This is a genomic window from Bifidobacteriaceae bacterium (assembly GCA_031281585.1).
Taxonomy (GTDB): Bacteria; Actinomycetota; Actinomycetes; order Actinomycetales; family WQXJ01; genus JAIRTF01.
On record JAITFE010000083.1, the window covers coordinates 40,620 to 52,729 of the forward strand.

At 67.6% G+C, this 12,110-nt stretch carries 14 protein-coding genes, 1 tRNA gene and 1 pseudogene; 7 read left to right on the top strand and 9 right to left on the bottom strand.

The genetic code is table 11. The annotated features are described in order from the left end of the window. Nucleotides 1-74: 74 nt before the first annotated feature. From LBC97_09725 to LBC97_09735, 3 genes are all read right to left on the bottom strand, one after another. Nucleotides 75-1,472, bottom strand: a complete 1,398-nt coding sequence (locus tag LBC97_09725) for a WD40 repeat domain-containing protein (protein ID MDR2566311.1) — start codon at nucleotides 1,470-1,472, stop codon at nucleotides 75-77. A gap of 456 nt (nucleotides 1,473-1,928) precedes the next feature. Next, nucleotides 1,929-2,630 (bottom strand): hypothetical protein, encoded by a 702-nt coding sequence (locus LBC97_09730; protein ID MDR2566312.1) that lies wholly within the window; start codon nucleotides 2,628-2,630, stop codon nucleotides 1,929-1,931. Continuing rightward, entirely contained in the window at nucleotides 2,618-3,181 is a 564-nt protein-coding gene (locus LBC97_09735; protein MDR2566313.1) for a hypothetical protein, read from the bottom strand. Before LBC97_09735 ends, LBC97_09730 begins: the two co-directional genes overlap by 13 nt. A 107-nt stretch (nucleotides 3,182-3,288) precedes the next feature. Between LBC97_09735 and LBC97_09740 the strand changes: the two genes are divergently transcribed. Then, the gene (locus tag LBC97_09740; GenBank protein ID MDR2566314.1) at nucleotides 3,289-3,432 is read left to right on the top strand and encodes a hypothetical protein; all 144 of its coding nucleotides are present in this window, start codon (nucleotides 3,289-3,291) and stop codon (nucleotides 3,430-3,432) included. A gap of 193 nt (nucleotides 3,433-3,625) precedes the next feature. Here the strand turns inward: LBC97_09740 and LBC97_09745 are convergent, their stop codons facing one another. Beyond that, complete coding sequence (locus LBC97_09745) at nucleotides 3,626-4,027, bottom strand: hypothetical protein (protein MDR2566315.1); 402 nt, start codon at nucleotides 4,025-4,027, stop codon at nucleotides 3,626-3,628. After that, nucleotides 4,024-4,665 (bottom strand): nucleotidyltransferase domain-containing protein, encoded by a 642-nt coding sequence (locus LBC97_09750; protein MDR2566316.1) that lies wholly within the window; start codon nucleotides 4,663-4,665, stop codon nucleotides 4,024-4,026. Before LBC97_09750 ends, LBC97_09745 begins: the two co-directional genes overlap by 4 nt. Before the next feature lie 547 nt (nucleotides 4,666-5,212). On the opposite strand from LBC97_09750, the gene LBC97_09755 reads away from it, so the two are divergent. From LBC97_09755 to LBC97_09780, 6 genes and pseudogenes are all read left to right on the top strand, one after another. Next, nucleotides 5,213-5,506: a hypothetical protein gene (locus LBC97_09755; protein ID MDR2566317.1), complete on the top strand. Its 294-nt coding sequence runs from the start codon at nucleotides 5,213-5,215 to the stop codon at nucleotides 5,504-5,506. Further along, nucleotides 5,506-5,817, top strand: a complete 312-nt coding sequence (locus LBC97_09760; protein ID MDR2566318.1) for a type II toxin-antitoxin system PemK/MazF family toxin — start codon at nucleotides 5,506-5,508, stop codon at nucleotides 5,815-5,817. Before LBC97_09755 ends, LBC97_09760 begins: the two co-directional genes overlap by 1 nt. Nucleotides 5,818-6,632: 815 nt before the next feature. After that, nucleotides 6,633-6,788, top strand: a complete 156-nt coding sequence (locus LBC97_09765; protein ID MDR2566319.1) for a hypothetical protein — start codon at nucleotides 6,633-6,635, stop codon at nucleotides 6,786-6,788. Further along, the gene (locus tag LBC97_09770; protein MDR2566320.1) at nucleotides 6,761-6,973 is read left to right on the top strand and encodes a type II toxin-antitoxin system RelE/ParE family toxin; all 213 of its coding nucleotides are present in this window, start codon (nucleotides 6,761-6,763) and stop codon (nucleotides 6,971-6,973) included. The genes LBC97_09765 and LBC97_09770 overlap by 28 nt, the downstream gene beginning before the upstream one ends. Before the next feature lies 1 nt (nucleotide 6,974). Beyond that, nucleotides 6,975-7,295: an XRE family transcriptional regulator gene (locus LBC97_09775; protein MDR2566321.1), complete on the top strand. Its 321-nt coding sequence runs from the start codon at nucleotides 6,975-6,977 to the stop codon at nucleotides 7,293-7,295. A 125-nt stretch (nucleotides 7,296-7,420) separates the two neighbouring features. Next, a pseudogene (locus tag LBC97_09780) lies at nucleotides 7,421-8,425 on the top strand (DUF4238 domain-containing protein). A gap of 122 nt (nucleotides 8,426-8,547) precedes the next feature. Here the strand turns inward: LBC97_09780 and LBC97_09785 are convergent. The 4 genes from LBC97_09785 to LBC97_09800 form a co-directional block, all read right to left on the bottom strand. Further along, nucleotides 8,548-8,623: transfer RNA gene (locus LBC97_09785), tRNA-Ala, on the bottom strand. A 191-nt stretch (nucleotides 8,624-8,814) separates the two neighbouring features. Further along, nucleotides 8,815-9,462 (bottom strand): histidine phosphatase family protein, encoded by a 648-nt coding sequence (locus LBC97_09790; protein MDR2566322.1) that lies wholly within the window; start codon nucleotides 9,460-9,462, stop codon nucleotides 8,815-8,817. Further along, a complete protein-coding gene (rsfS, locus tag LBC97_09795) occupies nucleotides 9,459-9,851 on the bottom strand; it encodes a ribosome silencing factor (protein ID MDR2566323.1) in 393 nt (130 codons plus the stop codon). The genes LBC97_09790 and rsfS overlap by 4 nt, the downstream gene beginning before the upstream one ends. Nucleotides 9,852-9,870: 19 nt before the next feature. Continuing rightward, nucleotides 9,871-12,110, bottom strand: a 2,240-nt coding sequence (locus LBC97_09800) for a hypothetical protein (protein ID MDR2566324.1), incomplete at its 5' end; no start/stop codon positions are given.

A 12,110-nucleotide genomic window follows, 5' to 3' on the forward strand; every position in this document is an offset into this window, starting at 1 on the left:
TGCCGGATTGGCCTGAAACCGCCCCCGAACCCCGTTTGAGGTCAATCAGGCAGCGGCGGGCGACGCGATGTGCGCTATCGGTTGGGGTGCTCCTGGGCGGCCCGGCGGCATCGGCGGGCTTCGGCTTCGAGGTAGGCAGCGTGCGTCACGTTGATCGCCAACTGCTCGCTGCGGGACTCGGCCGCCGCCAGCTCCCCGACCTCGAAAACGGCGCGGGCCTGGGCGGTGAAAGCGGATCGCGCGGCGGCGTCCTCCAGTTTGGCGGCCGTGGCCAAGGTGCGGTCAACCGAGTCGTACAACCTGGACAACCGGCGGGACTCGGCCCGCTGGGCAGGCGTAGCGGATGCGGCCGAGGTGGGGCTGGCGGTTTCCAGCTTGATGGTCTTGGTCCGCACGTCGGCGATCGCCCCGAGCATGTCCATTAGGGTCTCCTCGATGGCGTCGCGCGAGTCGGGGGCCGCCCAGTTGGACTCCGCGCGCTTCCACCATGGGGAACTGGCTTTGTCCAGCGGCGGGGCGATCCAGTGCCGGACCCGCCCGTTCGCCAGCGCGACGGCCAGCCTGCGGTAGCTCAGCCAGCGCAGCCCGACGGCCTCCGGGTGGCCGTCTATCAGCGTCCACACCTGGGCTTCGGGCCTGTGCTCGCGCAGCCAGACCATGCCGCCCGAGGCCAGCCAGCGCCCGTCCGGCGACCACGCCAACGGCCAGAGGGCGTCTCCGGGCAGGTACAGCACCTTCCAGGCGACGCCTGTGTCCGGGTCGGGTCGCGTGTTCAGCTCGAGGGCGCCCCCGGCCAGGTCCCAAAACCGGATCTCCCGGGTTTCCGAACCAGCGCTCAGCACCCGCCCGTCCGGCGTCCACGCCAGCGCCCGCACCGGGCCTTCCCGTTCGTTCATACCCGGGCCGCCGCTCGTGGGCAGGACATGACGGCATTGGCCGGTGAGCGGATCCCACAGCCGGACCGTCTGGTCGCTCGATCCAGTCGCCAAGGAGCGCCCATCCGGCGCCCATTCCAACGCGGTCACCGGCCCCTGATGGCCCTCCAGCCGCCGCAGCGCCTCGCCGGTGGCGGCGTCCCAGATGACGGCGGTCCGGTCTGCCGACCCGCTCGCGATGGCCGACCCGTCCGGCGACCACGCCACCGCCGCCAGCGGGCCGCCGGCCCCCTCCAGCACTGCCCGGCAGCGGCCGTTCTCCGCGTCCCACACCCTGACGGCGGAATCTGCAGACGCGCTGGCAACAGCCATTCCGTCGGGCGACCAGGCGACCGATTCGACCCAGCCTCGGTGGCCCTCCCCGAGGCCCAGCACCTTCCCGCTGCGGGCGTCCCGCAGCGCCACCCGCCCGTCCCGCAGACCCTGGGCCACGACAGTCCCGTCCGCCGACCAGGCCGCAGAACAGATCAGCCCCTGGCCGTCTTCGCCCTTCCACGCCCACTCGCCGCCGCAGGGTCCCGGTTCCGTCGACTCCATTGCCCGCCTCCTTGTTCTTGCTGCGGCTTTCCCAAGCCCGGCCGTGGCCGCCGCCCCGGCCGGCTCAATCAGGTACGGCCATCATGGCGCCTCCCCCGGGCGCGGATCACATCGTTGCAGACTCGTGCGTTCGCAAAGCCGTCGGGCTTCTCCGGGCTCGATTGGGAGCAGGGCCAGGATGCGCGCCCAGCTCAATTGTCGTATAGGCGATCTGACAGTCTGTTTGCTGCTGCCAGCCGAACTCTGCCGTGACCGAGAAGAAGGACGCCGTCGCTTTGGCGGTGGTTGGCGCGTTGTCTGTCCAGCCCGGCGGACCCGGCCGGGCCGGAACAATGAGCGGTCCGCATTAGCATCCCGTCGGCAAGGGTTCCCCCAATTGGGTCTGGGCAAGGCCGCAAACGGCTGGCGAACTCGCTCCCGGATCCGAGGAGATTGCGGCATCCCGTCCGCCCACACTCACCGTCGAAGCCTGTACGTCCTGAACAGGCGAACCAGCAGACTACGCAGGCTCGATTCGCCGGACAACCTGGGGAGGACGCCGTCGTCCGCCTCGACATTAGGGCTCCCAGCGAGAAGGGCGGATGCCGACGAACCGGCCGTTGTGCACACGAACACGGTGTTCTTCGCCGAGGTGTCATGCCGGAGGCCCAAGAACTGCCGCCCAACCCCCAACGTCACAGGAACGGTGTAATACTTGGCTTCCACGAGCAGCCATGCGGCGCTGCTCGGCGGATCGAGACGAGCTTCTCGGCACCGCCTCGCCACGGTTGCAGGCAGAACCAAGACGTCTGCTTCATGCGTGACCCTAGACTTTCCAACAACATACACTCCGGTATGCACTTCGAGGTCGGGGCGGTTGGCCACAGAAAGCACAGCATGCGTGAACAGTGCGCCTAACTGGGACACTCCGTTGCACAGTCTTCCCGGCGACCGTCGGAGGTGAAGCACCGAAGCGCCTTGTCCTTCATAGTCGCGAATCTGGACTGAATAGCCTTGGTTATCGGCGGCGGCCAGCACAAGGCCGAAGATGTAGGCCTCGTAAAGGTCATTCCCCGGCGTTGCGCCGCTCATGCTGGTCCGCGTCGCGATTGGCAGGTTGCGCTGCAAACTGGCCAGCAGCGCGCTTGGTGTCTGCGGCGTTGGTGTCACGCCGGCCATGAAAGGCCCACCTGATCGAACTCTTGAACGGGGCGCAGCCACGCTCCGCGTACAACCCCAAAGTGCTCGCGAAGCCCCTGCACTGCGTGAACCACTTCGCGAATGGCCTTTGATCTCTCGTCATCGTGCCTTTCCCCAAGGGTCCAGGACCTCTCGCCTTCGGCAGCATCACCAATCGTGTCAGGTTGCACGTACCCGCCCAAATCATCGCTCGGGTCGGCGAACGTCACATCGGTGTGAAATCCGCCATTGGTGAGGCGCCTGGGAGCGGCCAGCACAGCCTGCTCGGTGATGTGAGCTCCTGCTACCGCTGCTTCGATGAGATCAAGCACGTTTGCCCACCGCTGCTTCATACCTATTGCCTGCACTCGGAACTCCCCCTTGCGCGCTGCGGGTTCATTGCCTCGGTGCGTCCGGTCATCCGCCGCGAACTCCTGCACCTGACCCACTCGAGCCGTCGCTTGTTCTTGTTCGACCAGCGCGTCAAGGCCTGCCTCCCTGAGAACCTCGTGAAGCTTCAGCAGCAGTTCGGCCATTTCAGCGTCTTCCACTCGTCAGCGCTCCTCCCAAAACGTGATCTGACACACAGCCCAAGCTTAACCCGAGGCGGACTGGGAAGCCCGTGTGTGAGCGCGTGCCGATGGCTGTCTAGGCGCTGATGACTGCCGAGGACTGGATCAGGGCGATGGCGCTCGCCGCCCTAGTTCGCTCCTTCGCCAGCACCCGGTTCATCCAAGTCCATCGCGGCCAGCAGCACGCGGCCGGATCGATCACCGAGCCCTTGCGTCCGCACGGCACCTGATCTGTGCCTTTGGAGTCGCTGGGCAGCAACGTTTCGCCCGGCCAACACGGCCGCGTGATCCAACGGCCGGTGTTGAATCGTCTGACGCTGTCGGGTCCGGCAGATCCGTGCTCGTACCTGGTGCTTGGGGTCCAAGGAGAGGTGGCGACCCAGGGCGGTCTCCGCCGCTGTCACCACGGCCTATTCAAATGATTCAGCGGAGCGAGGTCTTGGCTTCTGTCACGAGCGCGCGGGCACCCCGAAGAGCCGACTTCCTGGTGGAGTCGGTGAGCCACTCGTCGCCGTACTGCGACCTGGTCTTGAGTCTGCCCAGCACACGCAGCTTGCCGCCCAGCTCTTTGTCGACACGATCAAGGAAATCGGCCGCCTGGTCGTGGTCCGGGCCGCTGTAGCGTTCGCCGAGGCGTGCATAGCAGATCGCGTCTGCCGCCGCGATTCCAGCCAGCACGCAGTTGCCGATGCACGCGTTGACCGCGCCGTCCGACGGGTCGTCCTCCAGCATCTCCGCGAGGGCCAGATACTGTTCGGCGATGCTGAGACGGCGACGCCCTTGTGCCGACCCGCCAGCGCTGGTGCGGAATTCTTTGGGGCTCATGAGTTTTCGGCGTCCTTTCGGGCCGCGCGGATCAAGCTGCGAGCGTCTTCGCCGGTAATGGTGCGGACATCGCGTTCCCATTCATCCACGATTCCGGCCCCGCCCGCTGCCATGAGGGCGAGCTGCGCCCGAGTCACCGTCACGGCCTGGAGCGGGTTGCCCGTCCAACTTCGCACGCGCCGTTCGAGGCCGTCGACCTGCCCGGTCCATGTTTCGGCGTCCGGGTCAAGGCCGTCAGCGGCGATGATCAGCAGGTCGATGTCACTGTCGGCTGTGGCCTCGCCACGAGCGACGGAACCGTAAAGTGCGGCGCTGATCGGTTGGGGGGCCAGGTCGCTGACGGCATCGGCGATCCTGCTGTCGGCTTCAGCGCGGGCCCTGACGCCGGCGACGACAACCGGGGCGAGCACATGGCTCCGATTCAGTTGGTACAGATTGCCGCGCGCGGCTGGGATGGCATTGACGATGCCGTGCCGGACAAGACGCTCAAGCGCGAGCACCAGGCCGTACCGAGATCCCCTTCCGGCCACGCTCCGAATCCGAGTTGCGGACAGGGCAGTGTCGACGTCGGCGAGCACCGTAAGGGCCGCACTCTCGAGTCCCGGCGCGATAGTCGCGAGCGGGCTCACCATGTCCATGCTAGTAGGCTAGCGTAACGCTATTAGAGTTGCATTAGTCGACTCCACGATCTTCCGGTAATCCCCCATGCGGCGTCGCCGAACTCCAACTGACCGACGCGTCCGGCCTAACTGCCCCACCCCCAGATTGCGCCGACAACGCGCATGACTTCGAACATATGGCGGACGTGTTGGTGGCGAACCCGAACATCTGGATTCACCCCAGCACACGGGGCGAAGGCATCACCCTTATGTTCGGGTGGCCACCTGAGTCCACGGAAGCAATGGCGGACCCAGCCGAATCCCTCGTAGCCGACGCCGTTGGCCTGATCTTGGGCAACCCGCCTTCCCACGACCATTTCCGCCCGTCAGCGGCGGGTGTCAGCTATCTCCGGCTTGTTTGGGAAAGGGCCAGAACGGCGCGAGATGGTCAGGACGACGATCGCCCACGACAGACCGGCCGGTGGTGTAACACAGTCGAGCTGGTCGAGGTCAATGGCTTCTTCGCTCATAGCGGGCGATAGGTACTTGCAGCATCAAATGCTGCAAGCTTTGACGCACTCGGCGCGTGATTGGGACGGTCCCCAAAAGCGTGCCGCTGACTCCAGCCCAAGTGGCGCTTGTCGAGCGCGTCCGCGAGCCGGGCACGCCCGAGCGGGTAGCCGTTGAGCGCGTCGCCGGGCCGCTGGTTGGGACGCTGTCCGAGGCTCGGGCATTGAGCGAACTGATCGAAGTGGCCCTAAGCGCCCTGCGGGAGATTCGGCTCGAACAGGGCTACGCGGCGCTGGCTTCCGCTTCCGGCAAGGAGGAGGAAGCACACGCGCGGGCCATCCGCGCCCGCCGGGGACGGCTTGACGACTGATGTACCTCTTCTCCAGGGGCCAGGTCTATTGGGCCGACATCGGCACCGGCCGCAAGCCCTACCTGGTCGTCTCCAACAACGCGCGTCACCGGCAACTCGGCACCGCGCTGGTGGTCCGCGTCGCCACCATGAGGAAGCCCGATCTGGACACGATGGTGACCCTCGGCCCATCCGAACCTTTGGCGGGCAGCGTCCTGTGCGACGACACCACGGTTCTCTACGCCGACGACCAAGTCGAGCCCGTCGGGGCGCTCTCCCCGGAAACGATGCTGCGGGTAAACGCCGCACTCGGAGTCGCGCTGCCGATTTGACGAGATCGCTCAGCAACGCCCGGAAACGCGGGCCCACACCCGAGCCTTGAGGCGCGCGCCCAACTGGCCCGTCACGCCGAGTCGACGTGCAGACGCTCGGCGGATTCGAGGGACGGCGACTCGTGGGCTTGCGCGATGACGCATCATCTCGGAAGCCCTGGAGCCTCGCAGCCGGATCCGACTCTAGGCCGACTCGATCACACGTCAAGACCCGGATACTCCGGCCGGACAAATCCATGCACCCGGCCTCAAGCAGGCGCTGGGCCGGGGGGAAACGATCGCACACTGGTCAAGGCCCGCGCAGTCGTCAGGGGAGCCAAACGGAAGGCCCGACCCCCCAATGAACGGGTCAGTGGTTCGGTAAGCGAACGCTGGTGGAGCATAGGAGGCAAAGTTCCAACCCTGTCCACTTCGCTGAAAGCCCTTGTCAGAGTGCGGAAGGAGTACGAGGCGGGGAGGCTGCCCCCTCCCGGAAAATCTCAAAGTGTGAGACGGAGGCAGTTTCGGCGGCTCACGGAGTCGCAGGTCGAGGACATGGCCGAGCAGTATCGGAACGGCAAGACGGTGTACGAGTTGGCCCCGATTCTTGGCATCGACCGGCAGACCGTCGGAATCATTCTGCGGCGCCATGGGGTGGTTGCTCAGGATCAGCCGCCGATCACCGTGCCCGACGGGCCGGGAATGGTGTCACCAAGAAGAACGCGCATCCCTCCGCATACAAGCCGAGAAGCTCGAAGTTGAAGCGCTAGGGCATGCCGTTCGATTGGGTCAGTATTGATCCGAATCTATACCATGCTGGGAGGATGTGTTGGGATGTGCGGCTCTGGGAGGACGTGGAGTCGTGGATCTTGGGGCTGGATGACGAAACCTACAACGTGGTCGCCGCCGCGATCACCCGGTCGAGGCCGAGGGACCCGCGCTCGGCAGGCCAACAGCAGATCGGATCAGAGGCTCTCGTCATCACAACATGAAGGAACTCAGGCCCGGTTCGGCGGGACGTGGGAAAGTCAGAATCCTGTTCGCGTTCGATCCCAGGCGGCGGGCGGTGCTGTTGGTCGCAGGTGACAAGGCTGGCCGGTGGGAGCAGTGGTATGACCGGAGCATCCCTTTGGCGGACGACAGGTTCGATGAGTGGCTGGAAGGCGAGGAGGAGTGAGATGAGCAAGACTGTCACCTGGCAGGAGGTGCGCGCCAAGCGCCCCGTGGATAAGGCGGTTGTGGCCTCCCACGTCTCGCGGATGGAGGCAGAGGAGCGCGCGTACCGGTTGCGCGAGATCCGCGAGGAGTTGGGCATGACTCAGAAGGAACTCGCTGAGCGGATGAACCTCACCCAGCCGACCATCTCCGCCTTGGAAGCCGGCGACCTGGACCGTTCCGGGCTGGCCACCCTGAAGTCATACGTCGAGGCCCTTGGCGGCACCATCGAGGTGACCGCGACTTTCGGCGACCGCAAGTTGGTGCTGTCACGCCACGCCTAGTCGGCCCTGCGGTGCCGCCCTTCAACTCCGGTGAATGGCAGGTCGTCAAGAGGGTAAGGAACCTATGGGGCCGCGTACCACTCACTGGCGGCGGCCTGTCCCTCACCCCGAATGCTAAGGACTATATGGCGCGGCTTGCGGAAACTGCGGCTGCGCCGGATCCCAAGAGCAAGAAGCGGCACCACTATGTGCCCCGGGCGTACCTGCGAGCATGGTCATTCGACAATCGTCGCGTTTGGGCGCTTGACACCGCGACCGGCGCGGCCAGACCGCTCGGGCTAAACGACTTGTGCGTGGCCGAGAACTTTCACCGTGTAGTTGGAGGTGATGGACAACCTCACAATCGCGTAGAGGAGATGTTCACCATCGCGGAAGAGGAACTGATCCGCGTCCAGCGGTTGTTCGATGGTTTGGACGATCCCAGCACACTGCAGTTCGACGACCTCATGGGTCTGGGCCTAGCGATGGCGGTTCAACGCATGAGGACGCTTCAGGAACGCCGCCTGATGCTGCAGTACAACGCGTGGCCTGCGGCCTAAAATCCGACCGATTGGGCAAGCCTGCAGAACACCGCCAGTGGCCCGTTCCGGGAGGCGACCTTCCACACCGAGATGGTATTCCGCTCAATGTGGGACGCTGCGGACATTCTGACGACGCGACACATCGAAGTGTGGCACGACGACCGATCGCGGTTCCTCACCTGCGACGTCCCCGTCTTCCTGCCACTTCGCAGAAACGTAAGACCAGCACTCAACGATGCCACCCACATAGTTTGGCCCATCAGTCCACAGCGAACGATTGCGCTGGTCAACGAGCCGAGCGGCGAGAAGGCGACTCTTGTGGCGGCCAAAGGAAAACACGTGGGCATCGTGAACCACGGCGTTGAGCAGTGCCGCGAGCGCATGATCTTCGCCAGCGAGGAACAGAAGGACCGACTGCCGTCCGGCGAGAAGTTCAGACGCCGCACGCAGATTCGACTGCGTTGCTCGGACCACAATCCACGAGGCGATCGCATCCCACCGCCGGGGTGCTGCTTTGAGCTGGGATACTGTTTCTCTGATGTGCCCGACATCGTTCTGTGCGCTCAAGGGCTGCATCGACCGGCGCCAGAAGTGCTCCGACACATCTAAACGAAGTGGGTCTCCAGGCTGACGGCTGGTTGCCCACCAAGCAACGCCGCCCAGCGATCCTGGACGAGGATGCACCCGAGCCAGACTCAATGAACAGGTCAGTGTTTCGAGTAAGCGAACTCTGGTGGAGCATAAGGGATTCGAACCCTTGACCTCTTCCATGCCATGGAAGCGCGCTACCAACTGCGCCAATGCCCCGCGAGCCCCGCCATCTTACCAAACAGGCAGCCCGGCGGCTCGGACTACTTTAGGGGACCGGCAGGTCAGGCGCCAAACCGGCCCGCTGGCGCATGCCCACCGCCGATGCCGTCGCCGCAAGTCCCCCAAACCTGCCCGGTTCCGCAAACCCGCCTCGCAGGCCCGGCCCGCAACCGTCCGGCCCACAACCGTCAGGCCCAGGGCGTCAGTCCCGGCCGCCCGTCCACGTCCCCCAGGTCGTAGCCGACCAGCCGCCAGGCGGGCGCCCGCCGCCCGCCGCCCTCCAGCACCGACCAGTGCGCGTTGCGCATCACCCGCAGCCCCAGCCAGTCGGCGGGGTCAAGTTCCAAGAGCCCGGTGATCCCGCACACCGACGCGCCGCCGTGGCTGGTTACCACAATGGTGGAGCCGTCCGGCGCGCCGTCAACAGCCTCCAGCACGCAGGCGACGATCCGCGCGGCCGCGTGGTCCCGCGTCTCCATCCCGATCTGAGGCAGGTCCTCCCCCGCCCGCCAGCGTTCGTACAGGTCAGGCCAGCGCGCTCCGATGTCCTTGATGGCCAGGCCCTCCCAGGTTCCGAACTCGCGCTCCCGCAGACGCTGGTCCGTGACCACCGGCAGGCCCGTCAGCGCCGCCAGGGCGTCAGCTGTCTGGCGGGCCCGCGCCAAGTCCGAAGACCAGATCGCCGTCGGCTCCAACGCAGCCAACTGCGGGGCGGCGACCCGCGCCTGCGCCAGCCCCACCTCGTCCAGCGGAATGTCCGATGCCCCCTGAATCCGCCCCTCAAGGTTGTAAGCGGTCTGGCCGTGCCGCCAGATCACCACCCGCTTGGCGGTCACGCCACCGCCGCCGCCAAAGGCGGCGCCGCCTCGACCAGTCCGTCCAACTCCACGGCCGGGCAGTCCTTCCAAAGCTTTTCGAGCGCGTAGAACTCCCGGTCTTCGGCGTGCATGACGTGGACCACGATGTCCTCGAAGTCAAGCAGGACCCAGCGCGCCCCCGAACGCCCTTCCCGGCGCTTCGGTTTCGCGCCCAAAGCCGCCAGTCGCTCCTCGACGGCATCGACAATCGCGTCGACCTGCCGTTCGGTGGCGCCGGTGGCCATGACGAACACGTCCGTCAGCGGCAGGCGGGAACTGACGTCCAGCGCCACAATGTCGGTTGCTTTGATCGAATCGGCCGCGCGGGCCGCTTCCTCGGCTAGTTGCAGCGCTCGGGCATCAGCCACTCAATAATCTCCTTCGCGATTAGTTCAGTAGGAACAATCTCACAAGTGTGAACACCACGCCAAGTCCCACGCCCCAGGCCCCCGCCACCAGCGCGCGCCGCCCGGATTGCGCGGGCGCCGTCCCCCACGGCGCGTCCGGGCCGTCGAGCCATGGTCCCCGGCCGTCGGGGCCGATCTCCGGCGGCCCCTCCCAGCCCATGTCCTCGTCCTCGTCGGCGGTCACCTCGGCCGCGTAGGCGGCGGCCTCGGCGGGCACCGGGGCGGCCAGGTCGGCGACCGGTGGCTCCGCCTCCGCAGCGTCCCCGATTCGCCCTCCCGACGATGCCGTCCAGTCCGCTCCCAGCGCACCCGCCGACGGCATTGCAGACCAGTCGGGCACTCCCGGCTCGGGCGCCGGCGGCCCGAACGACACCGGACCGAATTCGATCGGCCCGAACGGGTCGTCCCCGCCGAACACGTCGGGCGGGGGCACTTCAACGGGCATGTTCCAGTAGTCGTCCAGTTCCGAGTCCGGCGCTGCGCCTCTCGGCGCGGAGGCTTCCCGCCCGGAAGCCGACTCCGGCTGTGGCACAGGAGCGCCACCGGCCGGCGAGCCTGCCGCCGGCGGAGGCCATTCGCCCAGGTCCCACTGCGCGGGAGCAGGCGAATAGGCTGCTGCGTCCGGTGGTGCCTCAGTCGGGGCCGCAAACGCTGGTCCGGCGACAGGGGGGGACAGTTCAGGATCAACGAACATGTCGCCTGCTGTCGGCGGCACCGCCATGGACGGGTCGGCGGCGTGCCTGGGCAGCCCAGTCGGCCTGGCGGGAGCCACGTCAAGCGCGTCGATTGGAGGCGCCGCTGGCGGATACGCCGCCGCTGCGGGCGGATCGACTGGGGCCTCGGCCGACAAGCGCCCGGGCGGTGCGATTGGAGACGCCGCCGGCGGATACACCGCCGCTGTCGGCGGTTCGAACGGGGCCTCGGCCGGCAAACGCCCGGAGGGCGCGATTGCAGACGGCGCCGCTGAATGGTCGGCGGGCGCCTGAGGCAGGGCCTGGTCGGGCTGCGAGTCGGCGGGCTCCTGTCGGACCGGCTCTGCGGCCGGCTCAGTCGGCCGCCCGCCGCCAGCCGGGTACGGCTCGACAAACGTGGCGCCGCCGGGTCCGGCCGCCGCCCCTGGCGGGCCAACCTCCACAGGGCCGACATCCGCCAACTGGGCGGCCGCCGGGTCGCCAAGTGCGGGAGTGTCCCGCCGGGCTCCAGCTTCCGGAACCCATGGAGACGGGGCGGGCTCGGCCTCGGTCCCAGTCCCGAACACAATGGGAACGGCCCGCGCGGCCTCAGACCTCGCCCGAGCCGTGGCCGGCTCTGCGGGCGGAGGCTTTGGCGGGGGGGCCGAACTGGCCGGAGGCGCCTGAGTACCGGGTGGGCCTGCGGCCGGTTGGAGCCGACCGTGAACCAACGGCGCCAGGCCCGCGAACGAGGCGTTCGAAACCCCCGCTTGCGGAAGGACCCGGAAGAAGCCCTCCTCGTCAAGTTCTTCCTCGGTTTCGGCCGGCTCGCGCCGGGAAGTCAAGTCGAGGAAGGAATCCCCGTTCTCATCCCAGAAGTAGTCCTCATCCCCCTGGGCCGCGCCGTGGCCTGCGAAGGTCGGGGCGGTCGCAGCGGGCGTGTCGGAATACACGGGAACGCGGCCGATGTGCACGGCCGGAGGCGGCTCGGCGGCTGGCACCCGAGGCGCGGCAGCGGCAGGGAGCCCTTCCGGCGCTTGGACGGATCCGCCTGCGGCGCTCGGCGGACCGCCTTGGGCGCCGGGCGGCGGCTGGACAGAACCGCTGGTGGCAACGGCCGGAACACCGGACGGCACCTGGTCAGGACCGCTCACGCCAACCGGCGGGACACCCTGGACGCCCGTGGCCGCCTGGCCCGCCCCGCTCGCCACATCCGACACGCCGGGCGGCGGCTGGACAGAACCACTGCTGGCAACGGCCGGAACACCGGGCGGCACCTGGTCAGGACCGCTCACGCCAACCGGCGGGCCGGCCTGGACGCCTGGCGCCCCAAGGCCCGCCGCGCCTACGACCCCTGCGGCCGCGCCGGGCGGCGGCTGGACAGACCCACTGGTGGCGACGGTCGGACCACCGGACGGCGCCTGGTCAGGACCGCTCGCGAAGGCGGCCCGAGGATCGGGTGGCGCCTCTGCCACGGGCGCGTCCGCCGCCGGGGCCGCGCCAGCCGCGCCCTGCCCCTGAATCGACCGCCGCACGGGCGGGGCCGCCT

Bases quoted from the DNA above. Each gene is read 5' to 3' on its own strand.
- LBC97_09750 (MDR2566316.1), bottom strand. From the start codon at position 4,665: ATGGACATGGTGAGCCCGCTCGCGACTATCGCGCCGGGACTCGAGAGT.
- LBC97_09730 (MDR2566312.1), bottom strand. From the start codon at position 2,630: ATGGCCGGCGTGACACCAACGCCGCAGACACCAAGCGCGCTGCTGGCC.
- LBC97_09775 (MDR2566321.1), top strand. From the start codon at position 6,975: ATGAGCAAGACTGTCACCTGGCAGGAGGTGCGCGCCAAGCGCCCCGTG.
- LBC97_09760 (MDR2566318.1), top strand. From the start codon at position 5,506: ATGTACCTCTTCTCCAGGGGCCAGGTCTATTGGGCCGACATCGGCACC.
- LBC97_09725 (MDR2566311.1), bottom strand. From the start codon at position 1,472: ATGGAGTCGACGGAACCGGGACCCTGCGGCGGCGAGTGGGCGTGGAAG.
- LBC97_09745 (MDR2566315.1), bottom strand. From the start codon at position 4,027: ATGAGCCCCAAAGAATTCCGCACCAGCGCTGGCGGGTCGGCACAAGGG.
- LBC97_09740 (MDR2566314.1), top strand. From the start codon at position 3,289: ATGACTGCCGAGGACTGGATCAGGGCGATGGCGCTCGCCGCCCTAGTT.